The following is a 15,746-nucleotide window of genomic DNA, read 5'->3' on the forward strand; positions in this document are numbered from 1 at the left end:
ATCAGAACATCACACATAGGGAGTACGTTGTGGAATACCCCAAGGAAATCTTCAAGGCCTACGACATTCGCGGCATCGTCGGCAAGACCTTCACGCCGGAAATCGTCGAGGCCATCGGCCACGCCATCGGTTCCGAAGCTGTGGCGCGCGGCCAGAGTGAAATCTGCATCGGGCGCGACGGCCGCCTGTCGGGCCCCGAGATGGCCGCCGCACTCGCGCGCGGCATCCAGAAGGCCGGCATCGGGGTCGTCGACCTCGGCATGGTCGCCACCCCGATGACCTATTTCGCCGCCTACCAGCTGGGCACGAACAGCGCGGTGATGGTCACCGGCAGCCACAACCCACCCGACTACAACGGCCTGAAAATGGTGCTCGGCGACGAAACCCTGTCGGGCGACGCCATCCAGAAGCTGCGCGAACGGCTCGTCAACAACGACCTGGTGCACGGTGACGGCGGTTACCGCCAGCACGACATCGCCGGCGAATACCTCACGCGCATCGTCTCCGACGTCAAGCTCGCACGCCCGATGAAAATCATCATCGACTGCGGCAACGGCGTGCCCGGCGCATTTGCCCCCAAGCTCTACCGCGACATGGGTTGCCAGGTGGAGGAGTTGTTCTGCGAGGTTGACGGCAACTTCCCCAACCATCACCCCGACCCCTCGCAGCCGAAGAACCTGCAGGACCTGATCGCCGCGCTGAAAACCAGCGACGCTGAAATCGGGCTGGCCTTCGACGGCGATGGCGACCGCCTGGGCGTGGTCACCAAGGACGGCAGCATCATCTTCCCCGACCGCCAACTGATGCTGTTCGCCGACGACGTATTGAGCCGCAACCCCGGCGCCGAAATCATTTTCGACGTCAAGTCGACGCGCAACCTGTTCAGCTGGATCCGCGCGCGCGGCGGCCGTCCGCTGCTGTGGAAAACCGGCCACAGCTTCATCAAGGCCAAGATGAAGGAAACCGGCGCGCTGCTGGCGGGCGAAATGTCCGGCCACGTGTTCTTCAAGGAACGCTGGTTCGGCTTCGACGACGGCATGTACGCCGGCGCGCGACTGCTCGAGTACCTAAGCAAGCAGGCCGACATCAACGCCACCCTGCACGGCCTGCCCGACACGCTGAATACGCCCGAACTCAACATCAAGATGGCCGAGGGCGAGCATTACGCACTGATGGACACGCTGCAGAAAACCGCGCACTTCCCCGGCGCCCAGGAAATCATCACCCTCGACGGCCTGCGCGTGGAATACGCCGATGGCTTCGGTCTGGCGCGCCCGTCCAACACCACGCCAGTGATCGTGCTGCGCTTCGAGGCCGACACTGCCGATGCGCTGGAACGGATCCAGGCCGACTTCCGCCGCGTGTTTCACCAGGCCGCGCCCGGCCTCGCGCTGCCGTTCTGAACGGCCCTGCCGGCATCGAGCCGGCGGCGAACCGGGATCAGTCCACCGGTAGCGGCGCCGGCCGATGCAGCAGATAGCCCTGGACGAAATCGACGCCCATTTTTTTCAGGCAGCCCAGTTCCGCCTCGGTTTCCACCTGTTCGGCGATGGTCTGCTTGCCCAGCTCGTGCGCCAGCGTGTGCATGGCTTTGACGATGGCAAATTTTTCGCGGTCGTGATCCATCCCGCGCACAAAATCGCCATCGATCTTGAGGGCGGTCACCGGCAGGCGTTTCAGGTAACCGAACGAGGACTGCCCCTTGCCGAAATCGTCCAGCGCGAACTGAATGCCGCGTGACTGCAGCGTCAGGATCAGTCGCTCGCAGGCATCCAGGCTGTCGATGGCAGCGGTTTCGGTGACTTCAAAGCTGATCCGTGCGGGATCGAAATGGTACTGGCCGATTTCATCGAGAATGAACCCTGCCATGCCCGGATCGCTCAGGCTGCGGCCCGACAGATTCAGCGCATAACAGGCTTCATCGTCTGGATGGGTGTCGAGATAGGCGAAGAAATTGCGGATCACCCAGCGGTCGAAGCTGGGCGCCAGCCCGTAACGCTCGGCAGCCGGCAGGAACTCGCCCGGCTCGATAATCGAGCCATCCTCACTATGCAAGCGCAGCAGGATTTCATAATGCTGCGCTGTGATGTCCGGCGCGTGCGTGGTTGTTGGCGCATACGATTCCACATGGGCTTTAGCCCATAGTGGATCGGAGTCCTTTAGGGCTTCAGCGCCAGTACAAACACGGCCTCGCCCTTGCGGGGGCAGGGCCACTTTCTGCTGGCGATACAGGACAAACCGATGCGCCTCGAACGCCTTGGTGAGCGTGCTGACCCACTGCATTTCGTCATTGATTTTCCGTAGCGCGGGGTGGGTTTTTTCATATACCTGGATGGCGTTTCCGCCCAGCGATTTGGCGTGATAACACGCGGTATCGGCCTGCGCCAGAATTTCACCGATATCGGTCATGCCGCTGTGCAGCTCGGTCACCCCGAAGCTCACCTCGAGCCGGAACACCTTGTCGTCCCACTCGAAACGGAAGCGGCTGATTTCGTCGCGCAAGCCCTGGATATGGTCGAGCGCCTGCGGCAGCGTGGCATCGACGAACAGCAGGCCGAACTCGTCGCCCCCCAGTCGTGCCAGAGTCTGATTTTCACCCTCTGCGCGGCGCGCCATGATGGCGGTCAAGCGCTGCAGCAAGGCATCCCCCGCACGGTGGCCGCAGGTGTCGTTGACCAGCTTGAAACGGTCAAGGTCGATGTAGCAGAAGATAAAGCGCCGCGCCTCATGCTGCACGCTGTGCAGCGCTGCAGAGAGCTTGTTTTCCATTGCGCGGCGGTTCCACAAACCGGTCAGGTGATCGCGTTCGGCCTGCCAGGCCAGCCGCTGCATCAGGCTGCGCCGCTCGCTCTCGTCCTGGAACACCAGCACGCCGCCCAGCACCTTGCCGTCGCCCGAGCGTATCGGCGCGGCGGTGTCGCTGATCGCAATGGTCGCGCCATCCTGCCGGCGGATCACCGTATGGTTGTCCAGTTCGACCACCGTATTGCGCCGCAGCGCCTGGTCGAGCGGACTGGTGACGGCTGCACCGCTTTGCTCGTTGAAGAGAGGCAACACGTCGGCCACCCGTTGCCCCCGCGCATCGGCACTGCTAAAACCGGTCAGTTCTTCCGCCCGGGGATTGAGAAACTCGATCAGGCCATCCGCATCGGTGACCATCACGGCATCGCCAATCGACTCGATCGTCACCCGCAGGCGTTCCTTTTCGACCAGCAGTTCGCCATGCTCGCGCTCCAGCGCAGCCACCAGGTGGCTGACGTGATCGGCCATGTGGTTGAACGCCAGCTTGGTCTCGCGCACTTCCGGTGGCGAGCCATGCGCCAGGCTGGCACGTGCGCTGAAATCTCCCGCCTCGATTGCCCGCGCTGCGGTGCGCAAGGCATACAGGCCGCGCAGATTGACCCGCAGCAGCCAGCGCAGCAACAGCATGACCGCAGCCAGACTGCCAACCGCCAGCAGGGTGAAGCGCACGGCCAGCACCCACAGGCCCTGGATGGTCGGCCCGGCGTCCAGCGCAACCGCCAGCGTGCCATAGGCGGTGCCGCCCACCACCAGTTCGGACTGTGCATGGGGCGCGCGGAGTTCCAGCAGCGTGGCGAACCAGGCCGGATAGCGCTGCGGATCCGGCAGCGTGCGCGCTTCGAACGCGACCTGCGGGGTCGCGAAACGTGCGCTCAGAATTCTGGAATCGCGTGCGCGCGCCTCGATCGTCTGTTCGATGGCGGGGTAATCGCGCAGCAGCACCTGGTCCTGAATCGCCGTCATCAGCGCGCTCAGTTCGCGTTCGGCGCCGATGTCGAGATTCTGTTGCGCGCGCGCCTTGAGCGGCAGGCCCAGCACCGCCAGCGTGGCCAGATACATCACCAGCACCAGCACGAATACCGCACCCAGAATGCGGGCCTGCAGACTGTAATGCGTGCTGCGCGCCGCTTGCGGCTCACTCATTCACGGGCACCTGGGTGTGCTTGAAAAAATTCCGGTAGTTGCTGTAGTCGCGGTCGTCCGCCACGACAAAACCGCGCGCCTTCGACAACCCAAGCGACTGCGCCGCCCGTTGCAGCACGCGCAGCCCTTCCGGGTCGTGCGCCATACTAACAAAGGCCTGGCGGATTTTTTCGCCGTCGGCCGCGCTAACTCGCGGCGAGGCCATCACGGCCAGGTCGAAATACGGTTCCGACTCGGCCAGAACGCGGTACTTCAACGCACGACGCTGGGCGAAATCGGCCATCACCTGATGGTTCACCCCGGCCGCTTCCACTTGGCCCGACATGAGCTGCCCCATCGCCGCCTCCTGGTTGCCGGCAAACACCGGCGAAACCTTGACGCCGGCACGCAACAGCGTATCCATCGGCACGTAATACCCGGTGAAGCCATACGGATTGGCAAATGCGACAGATTTTCCAGTCAGTTCCTGCAGCGTCTTGATCGGCGAACTGTCGAGCACCACCACCTGCCCGCGAATGCCCTGCGTATCCTGCCGTGCCAGCACACGCCAGCCCAACTGATCACGCTTCGGCGTAAACAGATGATTGGTGTAGGCAAAATCCAGCTGTCCGGCCACCACGCGGTCGGTGGTTTCGTTGGCGGTGCGCCCGATATGCAGCTCCAGCGGCACACCGGAACGCGCCGACACATAATTCAGAATGGGATTCCAGTAAGCTGCGGTCGACTGCAGGCTGCGATGATTGAGCACGCCAAAGGCGTAAGGGATGGGGGGGGCTGCCTGACTCGCGGTGCTCAGCATCAAGGCCAGGCACATCCATATTCTTTTCACGTTGTCTCCCATGAGCTTTTATTGAACTGCAGTTTTATTGCGCGTCGAGTGTACCGTGTCGCCCCGCAATTTCTCAAATGAACGGGGCAGTTTGGGGGGCCGGCTGCAATAACGGACAAAAGCGCGCCCATATTGAATTCGCGCGTGTGGCATGAACTAGAATCACCAAACTATTTTTTATCGCTGCGGAGTTCATCATCGACTGCCTGCTCTTCCACGATTCCAAGTCCCAAGCCATCGCCCTGGACGATATCAGCGATCATATCGGCCAGCCGGATCGCTTCATCTGGGTCGAACTCAAATCGCCCGACAGCCAGACCATTACGCATCTGGGCGATGAGCTCGGCTTGCATGCGCTGGCGCTGGAGGACGCGATTTCCACCCACCAGCGTACCAAGCTCGAGGAATACGACAAACACGTTTTCATTGCCACGCGCACGGTGCAACTGTGGGAATCACGCATGGAACTCGGCGAAACGCACTTGTTTGTCGGAAGCAATTACGTCGTCGCCATCCGTCACGACAGCGGCAGCGGCTACCAGCGGGTGAGCGAGCGCCTGCAGGCGGCAAGAAACGGCATCAAGCCGGGCGCGCCCTACGCGCTATACCTGGTGCTCGACCTCATCGTCGACCAGTTCAGGCCGGTGATCGAAAGCATGCAGGACCGGTTTCAGTCACTCGAGAGTCAATTGATGAGCGGGGCAAAATCGGGGCGCGACACGCTGGAACGGCTATACGCCATGAAACGCGACCTGACGACGTTGCGCGACGTCGCTGAACCGATGCAGGACATCACGCAGGACCTGATCCGCCTGCATCCCGGGTTGTCCACCAAGGAACTCAAGGCCTATTACCGCGATGTGCAAGACCATGCGGTACGCGTGTCCGCCGCCATCGATCGCCTGCGCATTTCGACCTCGGACGCGATGCAGTTCCACCTCGCCTCGTTGTCGGTGAAGCAGAACGAATCGGTGCAGAAGCTGGCGGGCTGGGGGGCGCTGCTGGCGCTGCCCACGGTGGTGTTCAGCCTCTATGGCATGAATTTCATCAACATGCCCGAACTGAAATGGCCGTGGGCGTATCCCGCCTTGATGCTGGCGACCGGTGCGGCAGTGATCGTGCTGTATCGGCGGCTGAAGCGGCGCGGCTGGATCTGAATCCGAAATAAAGGCTCAGCGCCGCTCGGCGCGCGCATAGCGGATGCGCGCGCCGGCCGCCTCGTCGCGATCCAGCCACACCACATGCAGCGCGCCGGCCGCATCCAGCGTCGCCACCGGATCGGACTGCCCGCCCGGCCCGGTTGCCGCCGGCACCGCCAGATCATCACCGAACGCCTCCCCTTCCCATTCGGACAGCCACACGTCCGGCGTGCCGTCGCGGGCGTCGTCCCACAGCGCCACCAGCCGGCCAGCCGCATCGCCGACGACCAGCGCATGCCATTGCGCCATGTTGTCGCCGAAGTTATCCTGCACCCGGATGTTCTTGCCGAAGCGGCGCGTTCCCGTATCGAACGCTGCAAAGACATCGTAGCCGGAGAGGAAGTCGCGCTTGTCGAGCCACACCGCGGCAATGCCCTGTTCGCCCCAGGCCGTGAGCGTCGGGCGCATCGCGCCGGTGCCGGCGCCGAGCCCGTCGACGCTGCCGCTCTTACGGTCGGTGAGGCGGGCCGGCGGCGTAAACTGCCGGCCATCCGGGCGATGACTCACCATCGGCACAGTATGGCGATGACGACGGTCTTCCCACACCACCGTCACGCTGCCGTCGCCGGCCACGGCCAGCGCGGGCCAGCCCTGTTCGTCGACCGGCATCGCCGCTTCGACCGGCTGCGCCGATTTCACGCTCAGCGTGTCGCCTTTCAGCGCCAGCCTTGCAACGACGATGCGGCGGAAGCGTCCGGCCTGCTCGGCCCACGCCGCATAGAGCGTGTGATCGCGCAGGGCCAGCGTCACCTGCGCCGCCTCGGTCTTCGAAAGCTGCAGCGTCTTGCCGCCGGGCATCACCCGGGCATGCACCTTGCCGGCTTCTTCCCAGGCGGCCACAAAACGGCCCGCGCCCAGGGCCATCACCACCGGTTCGTAACATTCGGCCTTGCTCAATTGAGTTTCCGGCTGAAAGTTCGCCGCCGTGGCCGACTTCATTGCCAGATAGCACTGCGGGCTGCCGCTACGATTGTCTTCCCACACCACGCCCACGGTGCCGCCCGACACCGCGACGCCCTGGCGGTTGGCTGATTCCAGGTGCGGGAAAATCGCCGAACCCTGAACCGAATTGACGGTAAGCGGCTCGCTCCAGGTCCACGCGGCGTGCGCCGGCCACGCCAGCGCCGCCAGCAGCAGCGCGGCCGCCCTCACGACTTGCCGCCCAGAAATTCAAGCAGGGTTTTCTGCTTGTAATGCCCGCCGCGCACGTAGCGGTCGTAGTCCTCGAAGTCCTGCACCGTCTTGAAACCAGGCACCTGCATGATCTTGTCGCCCTGCGGCGTCATGTAAACGAACAACGGCGTGGCAAAGGCCTGCAGCCGCGCGCCCAGTTCGGCCTCGGTGATGCGCTCGCCGCTGGGCAGCGTCAGCCGCTTGCCCGATTCGGCATCGACATAGACCAGCGCATAGTTCTCGCTGTAGCGTTTTTTCAGGCCGGCATCGGAGAAGGTTTTCTTGTTGGTGTGGTCGCACCACGCGCAGCCGTAACGCCCGAAGTACACGAAGATCGGCTTGCCACTCGCGCGCGCCGCCTTGAGACCGGCATCGAAATCGACAAAAGGGTATCCCGTCGGCGGGTCGGCCAGCACCGTTCCCGCCAACATGCAGCCTGCCGCCAGCGCCATTTTGATCAGCTTCATTTTGTTCTCACTTTAGTCGCATCTCGCCATTCTGATAAATTCGGGCATTCATGCAACCCTATTCTGACCCCATGACCCACGATTCCGTTCGTATCGGCCTGATTTCCATCAGCGACCGCGCAAGCCAAGGCATCTACGAGGATCAGGGCCTGCCCGCGCTGCAGGCCTGGTTCGGCGAGGTGCTGGCCAATCCCGTGGAATTCGTCAGCCGGCTGATTCCCGACGAGCAGGCATTGATCGAGGCCACGCTGATCGAACTGGCCGACGCCAAACGCTGTTCGCTCATTCTCACCACCGGCGGCACCGGCCCGGCGCCGCGCGACGTCACGCCCGAGGCCACGCTGGCGGTGGCGCACAAGGTGCTGCCCGGCTTCGGCGAGGCGATGCGCGCGGTATCGCTGAAATACGTGCCAACCGCGATCCTGTCACGTCAGGTCGGCGTCACGCGCGGCGCCAGCCTCATCCTTAACCTGCCGGGGCAGCCCAAGGCGATCAAGGAGACGCTGGATGGCGTCTTCGCCGCCGTGCCCTACTGCATCGACCTGATCGGCGGCCCCTATCTCGAAGCGCGCGCCGACACGATCGCCGTGTTCCGTCCCAAGTCCGCATTACGGTCGCCTGCATGACGGTGCTCGATGCACTCGCACGCGCCCTGCGCGACCTGTTCAGCCTGCGCGTGCTGTGGGTGGTGGTGTGGCCGATGCTGACCGCCCTGCTGCTGTGGCTGGCGCTGGGGATGACGTTCTGGGGCAGTTTCGCCGGCTGGATTGAACAGGGACTTGGCGCGATCGGCATCCAGGTCTGGCTGGCCAAGGTCGAACCGAGATGGATCGCCAACGGCATTCAGGCGCTGCTGCACCTCATGCTGTTCGTTCCGCTGGTGATGCTGACCGCGCTCGTCATCACCGCGCTGTTCGGCATGCCCGCGCTGATCCGCGCGGTGGCCGAGCGCGACTACCCCACGCTCAAGCGCGAAAACGGCGGCGGCCTGGTCGGCAGTGTATGGAACGCCGTCATCGCAATTACCTGGTTCGCTGTCCTGTGGGTGGTCACCCTGCCGCTGTGGCTGATCGGCGTCGGCGTGATCGTGCCCTTCGTCGCGGCCGCCTGGCTGAACCAGCGCCTGTTCCGCTACGACGCCATCGCCGAGCACGCCAGCGCCGACGAAATGGCCGCGCTGTTCAAGCAGGAACGTGGCGGCTGGTGGGGATTGGGGTTACTCACCGGGCTGGTGCAGTTCATCCCCTTGCTCAATCTGTTCGGACCGGTGCTGGCCGCGCTGGCCTTCATCCACTTCGGCCTGGCGCGTCTCGCGCTGCAACGCCCGGCCTAATTGCCCGAGCCAAAGCGCCGCTTGAATCCTGCGTCGAAGTTGATTTCGTGGGCGGTCATCGCCCCGATCACGCACCGCTCCAGGCTGGGCGGCATCACCAACTGGCCGGCGGCATTCACCAGCCGGCCCGCCATGATTTCGGCCTCGCGGCGCGGCAGGTGCGGCGGCAGTTCGGGCTCGGCATAGCCCTGCGGGTAAACCGGCCGCCCCCCGATGTCGTATTTGTCCGTCGCCCCCAGCGTATGCAGCAGCTCATGCGCGAAGACGATGTTGTTCTGCTGCGTCTGCCGGGGATCGGCAAAGGCATGCACCACGCCGACCAGCCCTTTCTGCAGCCCCAGCGAATGTGCCAGCGCCACGCCGTCCTGCGGCGCGTGATACAGCACGAACAGCTTGATCGTGCCCAACTGCGGCAACCATTCGCCCGACTGCCGGTACACCCACCAGCGCAGGTGCAAGCTCCAAAAAATGGTTTTCAGCACGTTGCCCGAGCGCGGGGGCGCGGGCGGCGGCTCATCCAGCGCCGGCAGCAGCGTGGCCTGCATGGCCGGCGACAGCTTCAGCCCGTAACGCGCCGACTCGCGTTCGAGAAAGGCGTTGATCTCGTCGAAATCGCTCGCCTGCAGCGCGCGGATCGTCTCGCTCGCCTCGGTCGAACCGTCGCCGTTGATCGGGATCACCGCCACCGCCAGCGGCGCCCGCCAGCCGCGCACCATGGACTGTTCCAGCCAGGTGAAACTGAGTGCTGCGGCCAGCACCCCCAGCAACAGCAGAATGCGAAAGCGGCGGAACGTCATTCGCGGCCTTCGCGGGTCAATCCGTTTTCTGCATGGCCTCGCGGATCACCCGGAATATCTCGCGGAAGGCTTTCGGCGGCTTGTTGCGCGCTGCCTCGTCGCGGGCATTGCGGATGACTTGCCGCAGATGGGTGGCGTCGGTATCGGGATATTTATTGAGGAAAAGCGTCAGCGCCTCGTTGTCGGCGATGAGCTTCTCGCGCCACTTTTCAGCCTGGTGCAGCTTGGCAGTTTCCGCCGCCGACACGCCGTTGAAGGCGTCGAGCTGCGCCTGGATCGGCGCCGGGTCGACGCCGCGCATCAGCTTGCCGATGTATTGCTTCTGCCGCCGCAGCGCTCCGTTCTGGGTGATCTTGCGGCAGGCGGCCACCGCCGCGCGCAGGTCTTCCGGCAGCTCGATGCGCTTGAACTGCGCGTCGGGCAGTTCAACCAGTTGCGCGCCGAGGTCCTGCAGGGCCTCGACTTCGCGCTTTTTCTGGCTTCTGCTGGGGCCGTCATAGACGTCATCGGGGTCAAATTCCAACTCGGCATCGGGGTCGATCAGTCGCACGGCAGGGCTTTCGGTTGCTGTTATTATCGACATTGTAGTTTCTGCCCATTCAAAACGTGCCGATTCGAATCCTATTGCGCCCCACTTTCCTTTTGTAAACCGACATGTCCCGCTCCCAATTCAGCTATACCCGCGACCAACTCACTGCCCTCTCCCGGATCGTCATCGAGCACGCTGCCCGGCAGGGCGCCACCGCCGCCGACACCGAGATTTCCGAGGGCGTCGGCCAGAACGTCAGCGTGCGCCAGGGTGAAATCGAGACCATCGAATACAACAAGGACAAGGGCGCCGGCGTCACCGTCTACATCGGCCAGCGGCGCGGCCATGCCTCGACCTCGGATTTATCGGAGGCGGCGCTGAAGAGCGCGGTGGAAAAGGCACTGACGATTGCGCGCTACACCGCCGAAGACGATGCTGCCGGGCTGCCCGAAGCCGACAAGTTGGCGAAGGACGTGCCTGACCTCGACCTCTACCACCCGTGGCCGCTCAGCGTCGAAGAAGCCGCCGAACGTGCGCGCGCCTGCGAAGCGGCGGCGCTGGCGGTCGACAAGCGGCTGACCAACTCCGAAGGCGCCGGCGTCAGCCTCCACACCTCGCAATTCATCTTTGCCAACAGCCTCGGCTTCTGCAACGGCTACGCGGGCTCGCGCCACGGCATGTCGGTCGCGGTGATCGGCGAGGACCGTGGCGGCATGCAGCGTGACTACTGGTACACCAGCGCCCGCAATGCAAACGATCTGGACTCCGCCGAGTCCGTCGGGCGCATCGCCGGCACCCGCACCGTGCGCCGCCTGAACGGCCGCAAGCTCGACACCCGCACCTGCCCGGTGGTTTTCGAGGCGCAGATCGCCACCGGCCTGATCGGCAACTTCGTCGCCGCAGTGTCGGGCGGCAGCCTCTACCGCAAGTCGTCGTTCCTGCTCGACAGCCTGGGCCAGCAGGTGTTCGCCCCCCTGGTGACCATCCGCGAGCAGCCCTTCATTCCCGGTGGCCTCGGCAGCGCGCCGTTCGACAGCGAAGGCGTCGCCTGCCTCGAACGCGACATCGTCAAGGACGGCGTATTGCAGGGTTACTTCCTGTCGACCTACTCGGCGAAAAAGCTCGGCATGACGACCACCGGCAACGCCGGCGGCAGCCACAACCTCATCGTCACCCCCGGCGAGCACGACCTCGACGGCCTGTTGAAGCAAATGGGCACCGGGCTCTTGGTCACCGAACTACTCGGCCAAGGCGCCAATATGGTCACCGGCGACTACTCGCGTGGAGCCGCCGGCTTCTGGGTGGAAAACGGCGAAATCCAGTACCCGGTCGAGGAAGTCACCATCGCCGGCAACCTGGCCGAGATGTTCAAGGGCATTGTTGCGATAGGCAACGATGTCGAGCGGCGCGGCTCGAAGCAGGTCGGCTCCATCCTGATCGACAAGATGACGGTGGCGGGGAATTAAGGCGCGAAGGGCACCCAGAAAACCCCTACAAGTCCATCGCCTTATAGCCACTTGATTGATACATACACTATATGTATATTTAGCGCATGGCGTTTGAGTTCGATCCCAAAAAAGCGGCAGCAATCTGCGTAAGCATGGCGTTTCGCTCACGGATGCCGAGCCGGTGTTTTATGACGATCAGGCGTTGACGCGTGAGGATGCGGATGCAAACGGCGAGGCACGCCTTGTAACGGTCGGTACGGATGCGCTGGGGCGGATTCTGACAGTGTGCTGGACCGAACGCGGTCCAGGCTATTCGCGTGATTTCAGCGCGGTTATCCACGCAGGCAGAAAGGAAAGTGTATGAAATCTGAATACGACATGAAGAAAGCCAAGCGCGGCGCGGTAGTCACGCCCGTCGGCAAAACCCGAATCACCATTTATCTGGACGACGCGATACTTGCGGCTTTCCGGGAACGCGCCGAAGCCGAAGGACGCGGCTATCAAACCCTGATTAACGAAGCTTTGAGCGCGGCACTGGCGGAAAACAATGCACCCGTGACGATCGGCACCTTGCGTAAAGTACTGCGCGAGGAATTGCACGCGGCCTGAAAAGCGTTCACGCAGAAACGTTAAAGGGTAGCGTCCCCAATGGCAATTGATCGCGGCGCTGGCTTGACTTCGTAGCACGTGTCGGCAAGGCCACGGGGTTTTGAGTTTCCCGTACTAAAAATAATCGTGTCTGACCCCAATGCTGTTACAGAGTTTGCAGATATGACAGGGCTATGCGTGCGACTGGTGTACTACCCGCCCTATCACAGCAAGTACAACGCCATTGAGCGTTACTGGGCAGGGCTGGAGAAATCATGGAATGGCTACTTGCTCAGCACCGTGGAGACGGTCATCAGACGCGCCGGAAATTTCTTCTGGAAGGGAATGCGCACAAGCGCCAACTTAATGGATGGCGTCTACGAGAAAGGTGTCAAAATCCGTGGCAAAGAAAAAAGAGCCCTTGAGGATCGACTAGAAAGAACCGCCGAGTTGGGTTGCTGGGACATAACCATTCATCCTAAAACGGTATTTTTGTAATTTCTTACTCCCTTAACTAATTGATCCGCAATGAATACTCGTGGGGAAACCTCAGTGTCTGACCCCATTTCTCTGTGCCATTTCTCTCCGGCGTTGCTGAAACGATCGGCGGATTCTCGAACACCCCCACCCGGACCGGAATGCGATCCTGCGCAGACCACGCCAGTGTGAACGACATCAGCCATAACAACCCTGCCCGCAAAACGGTACGGCGCATCATGTGATTTTTGTCCTGGAAAATGGGGGCCGCTTATGCATTATGGACACCGGGAAGGCTGCTGTGGGATCGACAATGGGCAAGTATAGGGGGCAATTCCGGCACCGGCCAGAATGACGTCAGGTCGTGCCGGTTTTCTGAAGACAAGCAGCCGCTCGCGCCAGGGAGTTCGGACTTATGCCGCGTCGCGAAGCCGTGTTCAATTCATTTACGCAAGCAAAAAATCTGCCGTGCGGGCGCCGCTCGCAAAAGCATTCACGCTCGCTACCACACTGGCTGCGATTTCGCGCAATGCCTCGTGGGTAAAAAATGCCTGATGGGGCGTGATGAGCGCGCGCGGCTGCGCAAGCAACCGTTGCAGTATCGGATCGTCGTAGCTGCGGGTCGAGCAGTCCCGAAAAAATACACCGCGTTCATTTTCGTACACATCCGCCCCATATGCAGCCAGCTGCCCCGCCTCCAGCGCGTCCAGCACGGCAGCGGTATCAACCACGCCGCCGCGCGCCGTGTTGATGAGCACCAGACCTGGTTTCGCCGCATGCAAACAGGCCGCGTCAACCAAATGCCGGGTCGCGGGAGTCAAGGGGCAATGCAGCGATACCACATCCGCTTCGCGCCACAGCACGTCAAGTGGCACGGCCTCCACCCCCTCGATCTGGAACGGGCTGCGTGAATGCGCGATCACCCGGCAGCCGAACCCGCGCATGATGCGGGCGAACACCTGGCCGATGCGTCCCATGCCCACGATGCCCACCGTCTTGCCATGCAAGCTGAAGCCCAGCAAGCCGTCGAGTTTGAAATTGTTTTGTTGAACCTGGCGCAACGCCTGCGGAAGATTGCGCGCGAGGGCCAGCAATAAGGTCGCTGCGTGTTCGGCGACCGATTCGGGACTGTACGTGGGGACATGCGCCACGCAGAGCCCCAATTTGCGTGCGGCGTCGAGGTCGATGTTATCCACGCCCGCCGCGCGCTGTACAACGAGGCGCACGCCCAGTTTCGCCAGCTTCTCAAACGTCGCCGCATCAAGACAGTCTCCGACAAAACTTACCACCGCATCGAAATCCTGATAGGGCTCCACATCGGACGGGATGGACAATGCCCCGAGGGCACGCACCGTGTGTCCCGATGCCTCAAGCGCAGGACGCAGATACAATTCATCGTGGGCTTGAGAACTGGTAATCGCGAGTTTCAGAGTCTTGTGCATAGACATAGTCAAGTGGGCAAACTGAAATTCGATATGCTTATAATAGTCAGAGCGCGGTTATATCAATACAAACTTGGCCGCCGAAAGCGGCAGCGCTCACGGACGCGCTGCCTCGTGTGCTGAGTTTTACCGGTGCCAAGCGTCTATTGGCCGCCTTCTCCGATCAACTGCGCCGAACGCCGGAGAAGCAAATATGCGCCGTAATCGCGACCGTACTTGCGAGCATTGCCACCCTGAAACTTCCGCATCGACCCGACCGAATCGAACCCCGCGCCAAGAAACGACGACCCAGAAAAAGCCTCGGGGACAGGTCTAGCTATGTAGCATTCTTTGTATGCACGCTTTTTAGCGTGCTATGATGTGTCTACATAGATATACATCCCGAGGCAAGTCATGAAACTGCAAGTCGCAAAATGGGGCAACAGCCTGGCGGTGCGCCTGCCGATAGAACAGGATTTTGGGGTCAGGTCTCAATACTGTTCGTTTAAGCAAAATTCCGTTCGTCCTGAGCCTGTCGAAGGGCTCTTGGTGAGTAGCTGGTGGTTCGACAAGCTCACCACGAAGGTTAACCGAACAGCATTGGGTCAGGTCTTTCGTTATCATATGCTATTGAAAGACCCAAGCCCGATATCAGCCCATCAACTTCGGTGGCCTGCAGAAAATCAAAGGTTTCAGGCTCGAATTACCCCCCTAAAAACATAAGCGCCGAAAGTTTTCATTCGGCGTTTACAGAAGGCTCAGGGGCACGGTCTAAACAATGTAAAAAATGAAATGATTTGCCATACATGCTTCTTATCGCGCTAAGATGTATCTACATAGATATACATCTAGGGGTGACTCATGAAACTGCAAGTAGCGAAATGGGGCAATAGTCTGGCGGTGCGCCTGCCGACGGAATGCATACGGGCTGCCGGGTTGAAGGAAGGCGATAGCGTTGAGGCCGAGGTCGGCCGGGCGGGGGAAATCACGCTTACGCCAACGCATGCCTTCGACAAGGCCGCATTTCTCAAGCGGGTGCGCAAACTGCGGGCTGGGATGCCGATGACCTCTGCTACGGTGGAGACCATGCGCCAGGAGGAACGCTATTGATGATTTACCTCGATACCAGCGCGGCCATTCCCCTGTTTGTTCCTGAACCGACAAGCGATGCGGTGGATGCGTGGTTTGAGTCTTGCGATGAAACGCTGATTTCCTCCGACTGGATTTTGACCGAGTTCGCCAGCGCTTTGTCGATCAAGGTGCGGCGCGGGGAGATTGAGAAAAAGCAGGCGCAGGCGGCCTGGAAGGACTTCGAGTCCTTCTGCCAATCCGGTTTGCGGCTTGTCCCTGTGAGCAGGCAAGCTTTCGGGCAAGCCGCACAGCTTGTACGCAATGTTTCCAGCGGCCTGCGTTCTGGAGATTCGCTTCATCTGGCTATGGCGATAGAGACTGGGGCGGCCAGCATTGCTACCGCAGACGGCAATCTGGAGAAAAATGCAAAGCTGAAGGGACTGGCTGTGAATCGGTTTTGAATACCGGG

Annotated in this window: 18 protein-coding genes and 1 pseudogene; 11 read left to right on the forward strand and 8 right to left on the reverse strand. The window is 61.8% G+C overall.

The window, feature by feature from the left end; all coding sequences use genetic code 11:
• Positions 1 to 29: 29 nt before the first annotated feature.
• Complete coding sequence (locus ABW22_RS00210) at positions 30 to 1,403, forward strand: phosphomannomutase/phosphoglucomutase (RefSeq protein WP_059750759.1); 1,374 nt, start codon at positions 30 to 32, stop codon at positions 1,401 to 1,403.
• A gap of 37 nt (positions 1,404 to 1,440) precedes the next feature.
• On the opposite strand, the gene ABW22_RS00215 is transcribed toward ABW22_RS00210, so the two are convergent.
• The 3 genes from ABW22_RS00215 to ABW22_RS17885 form a co-directional block, all read right to left on the reverse strand.
• Positions 1,441 to 3,945, reverse strand: coding sequence for an EAL domain-containing protein (locus ABW22_RS00215; RefSeq protein WP_059750761.1), 2,505 nt, complete (start codon positions 3,943 to 3,945; stop codon positions 1,441 to 1,443).
• Positions 3,938 to 4,774 carry a phosphate/phosphite/phosphonate ABC transporter substrate-binding protein gene (locus tag ABW22_RS00220; protein WP_157648479.1) on the reverse strand — a complete coding sequence of 279 codons (837 nt, stop codon included), beginning with the start codon at positions 4,772 to 4,774 and terminating at the stop codon, positions 3,938 to 3,940. The genes ABW22_RS00215 and ABW22_RS00220 overlap by 8 nt, the downstream gene beginning before the upstream one ends.
• Positions 4,775 to 4,944: 170 nt before the next feature.
• Entirely contained in the window at positions 4,945 to 5,127 is a 183-nt protein-coding gene (locus tag ABW22_RS17885) for a hypothetical protein (RefSeq protein ID WP_237763178.1), read from the reverse strand.
• Between ABW22_RS17885 and ABW22_RS00225 the strand changes: the two genes are divergently transcribed.
• Positions 5,059 to 5,931: a magnesium and cobalt transport protein CorA gene (locus ABW22_RS00225; protein WP_237763181.1), complete on the forward strand. Its 873-nt coding sequence runs from the start codon at positions 5,059 to 5,061 to the stop codon at positions 5,929 to 5,931. The genes ABW22_RS17885 and ABW22_RS00225 overlap by 69 nt on opposite strands.
• A 15-nt stretch (positions 5,932 to 5,946) precedes the next feature.
• Here the strand turns inward: ABW22_RS00225 and ABW22_RS00230 are convergent, their stop codons facing one another.
• Positions 5,947 to 7,125 carry a hypothetical protein gene (locus ABW22_RS00230; protein WP_059750766.1) on the reverse strand — a complete coding sequence of 393 codons (1,179 nt, stop codon included), beginning with the start codon at positions 7,123 to 7,125 and terminating at the stop codon, positions 5,947 to 5,949.
• Positions 7,122 to 7,613, reverse strand: coding sequence for a thioredoxin family protein (locus ABW22_RS00235; RefSeq protein WP_059750768.1), 492 nt, complete (start codon positions 7,611 to 7,613; stop codon positions 7,122 to 7,124). Before ABW22_RS00235 ends, ABW22_RS00230 begins: the two co-directional genes overlap by 4 nt.
• A 71-nt stretch (positions 7,614 to 7,684) precedes the next feature.
• On the opposite strand from ABW22_RS00235, the gene mog reads away from it, so the two are divergent.
• Together mog and ABW22_RS00245 are read left to right on the forward strand one after the other, a co-directional pair.
• Positions 7,685 to 8,239, forward strand: coding sequence for a molybdopterin adenylyltransferase (gene mog, locus ABW22_RS00240; RefSeq protein WP_059750769.1), 555 nt, complete (start codon positions 7,685 to 7,687; stop codon positions 8,237 to 8,239).
• Positions 8,236 to 8,946, forward strand: coding sequence for an EI24 domain-containing protein (locus ABW22_RS00245; RefSeq protein WP_059750771.1), 711 nt, complete (start codon positions 8,236 to 8,238; stop codon positions 8,944 to 8,946). Before mog ends, ABW22_RS00245 begins: the two co-directional genes overlap by 4 nt.
• On the opposite strand, the gene ABW22_RS00250 is transcribed toward ABW22_RS00245, so the two are convergent.
• Positions 8,943 to 9,743 (reverse strand): hypothetical protein, encoded by an 801-nt coding sequence (locus tag ABW22_RS00250; RefSeq protein ID WP_059750773.1) that lies wholly within the window; start codon positions 9,741 to 9,743, stop codon positions 8,943 to 8,945. The genes ABW22_RS00245 and ABW22_RS00250 overlap by 4 nt on opposite strands.
• Before the next feature lie 16 nt (positions 9,744 to 9,759).
• On the reverse strand, positions 9,760 to 10,293 hold the full coding sequence (gene yjgA / locus ABW22_RS00255; RefSeq protein WP_059750974.1) for a ribosome biogenesis factor YjgA: 534 nt from the start codon (positions 10,291 to 10,293) through the stop codon (positions 9,760 to 9,762).
• A gap of 104 nt (positions 10,294 to 10,397) precedes the next feature.
• Here yjgA and pmbA point away from each other — a divergent pair, with 104 nt between their 5' ends.
• The 4 genes and pseudogenes from pmbA to ABW22_RS00270 all read left to right on the forward strand — a co-directional run bounded on the left by pmbA (position 10,398) and on the right by ABW22_RS00270 (position 12,806).
• Positions 10,398 to 11,738: a metalloprotease PmbA gene (gene pmbA, locus ABW22_RS00260; RefSeq protein WP_059750777.1), complete on the forward strand. Its 1,341-nt coding sequence runs from the start codon at positions 10,398 to 10,400 to the stop codon at positions 11,736 to 11,738.
• A gap of 115 nt (positions 11,739 to 11,853) precedes the next feature.
• Positions 11,854 to 12,084: pseudogene (locus tag ABW22_RS18365) on the forward strand (BrnT family toxin); the annotation flags it as partial.
• Positions 12,081 to 12,329, forward strand: a complete 249-nt coding sequence (locus tag ABW22_RS00265) for a BrnA antitoxin family protein (RefSeq protein WP_059750778.1) — start codon at positions 12,081 to 12,083, stop codon at positions 12,327 to 12,329. The pseudogene ABW22_RS18365 and the gene ABW22_RS00265, both read left to right, overlap by 4 nt.
• A 126-nt stretch (positions 12,330 to 12,455) precedes the next feature.
• A complete protein-coding gene (locus tag ABW22_RS00270) occupies positions 12,456 to 12,806 on the forward strand; it encodes an ISAzo13-like element transposase-related protein (protein ID WP_059750780.1) in 351 nt (116 codons plus the stop codon).
• Positions 12,807 to 13,231: 425 nt separating this feature from the next.
• On the opposite strand, the gene ABW22_RS00275 is transcribed toward ABW22_RS00270, so the two are convergent.
• Positions 13,232 to 14,227 carry an NAD(P)-dependent oxidoreductase gene (locus ABW22_RS00275; protein ID WP_157648480.1) on the reverse strand — a complete coding sequence of 332 codons (996 nt, stop codon included), beginning with the start codon at positions 14,225 to 14,227 and terminating at the stop codon, positions 13,232 to 13,234.
• Between the two features lie 393 nt (positions 14,228 to 14,620).
• On the opposite strand from ABW22_RS00275, the gene ABW22_RS17100 reads away from it, so the two are divergent.
• The 3 genes from ABW22_RS17100 to ABW22_RS00285 all read left to right on the forward strand — a co-directional run bounded on the left by ABW22_RS17100 (position 14,621) and on the right by ABW22_RS00285 (position 15,738).
• Positions 14,621 to 14,929, forward strand: coding sequence for a hypothetical protein (locus tag ABW22_RS17100; RefSeq protein ID WP_157648481.1), 309 nt, complete (start codon positions 14,621 to 14,623; stop codon positions 14,927 to 14,929).
• Between the two features lie 138 nt (positions 14,930 to 15,067).
• A complete protein-coding gene (locus ABW22_RS00280) occupies positions 15,068 to 15,316 on the forward strand; it encodes an AbrB/MazE/SpoVT family DNA-binding domain-containing protein (RefSeq protein WP_059750784.1) in 249 nt (82 codons plus the stop codon).
• Complete coding sequence (locus ABW22_RS00285; RefSeq protein ID WP_059750785.1) at positions 15,316 to 15,738, forward strand: type II toxin-antitoxin system VapC family toxin; 423 nt, start codon at positions 15,316 to 15,318, stop codon at positions 15,736 to 15,738. Before ABW22_RS00280 ends, ABW22_RS00285 begins: the two co-directional genes overlap by 1 nt.
• The last annotated feature ends 8 nt before the right edge of the window (positions 15,739 to 15,746 follow it).

Origin of the sequence: Thiobacillus denitrificans, from assembly GCF_001530125.1 — a bacterium.
Lineage (GTDB): Bacteria > Pseudomonadota > Gammaproteobacteria > Burkholderiales > Thiobacillaceae > Thiobacillus > Thiobacillus denitrificans_C.

What these genes read in the sequence shown, in the direction of transcription:
- ABW22_RS00235 (WP_059750768.1), bottom strand. Translation starts at nt 7,613, where the DNA reads ATGAAGCTGATCAAAATGGCGCTGGCGGCAGGCTGCATGTTGGCGGGA.
- pmbA (WP_059750777.1), top strand. Translation starts at nt 10,398, where the DNA reads ATGTCCCGCTCCCAATTCAGCTATACCCGCGACCAACTCACTGCCCTC.
- mog (WP_059750769.1), top strand. Translation starts at nt 7,685, where the DNA reads ATGACCCACGATTCCGTTCGTATCGGCCTGATTTCCATCAGCGACCGC.
- ABW22_RS00265 (WP_059750778.1), top strand. Translation starts at nt 12,081, where the DNA reads ATGAAATCTGAATACGACATGAAGAAAGCCAAGCGCGGCGCGGTAGTC.
- ABW22_RS17885 (WP_237763178.1), bottom strand. Translation starts at nt 5,127, where the DNA reads ATGCAAGCCGAGCTCATCGCCCAGATGCGTAATGGTCTGGCTGTCGGG.
- ABW22_RS00245 (WP_059750771.1), top strand. Translation starts at nt 8,236, where the DNA reads ATGACGGTGCTCGATGCACTCGCACGCGCCCTGCGCGACCTGTTCAGC.
- ABW22_RS17100 (WP_157648481.1), top strand. Translation starts at nt 14,621, where the DNA reads ATGAAACTGCAAGTCGCAAAATGGGGCAACAGCCTGGCGGTGCGCCTG.
- ABW22_RS00275 (WP_157648480.1), bottom strand. Translation starts at nt 14,227, where the DNA reads ATGCACAAGACTCTGAAACTCGCGATTACCAGTTCTCAAGCCCACGAT.
- ABW22_RS00280 (WP_059750784.1), top strand. Translation starts at nt 15,068, where the DNA reads ATGAAACTGCAAGTAGCGAAATGGGGCAATAGTCTGGCGGTGCGCCTG.
- ABW22_RS00250 (WP_059750773.1), bottom strand. Translation starts at nt 9,743, where the DNA reads ATGACGTTCCGCCGCTTTCGCATTCTGCTGTTGCTGGGGGTGCTGGCC.
- ABW22_RS00215 (WP_059750761.1), bottom strand. Translation starts at nt 3,945, where the DNA reads ATGAGTGAGCCGCAAGCGGCGCGCAGCACGCATTACAGTCTGCAGGCC.
- ABW22_RS00285 (WP_059750785.1), top strand. Translation starts at nt 15,316, where the DNA reads ATGATTTACCTCGATACCAGCGCGGCCATTCCCCTGTTTGTTCCTGAA.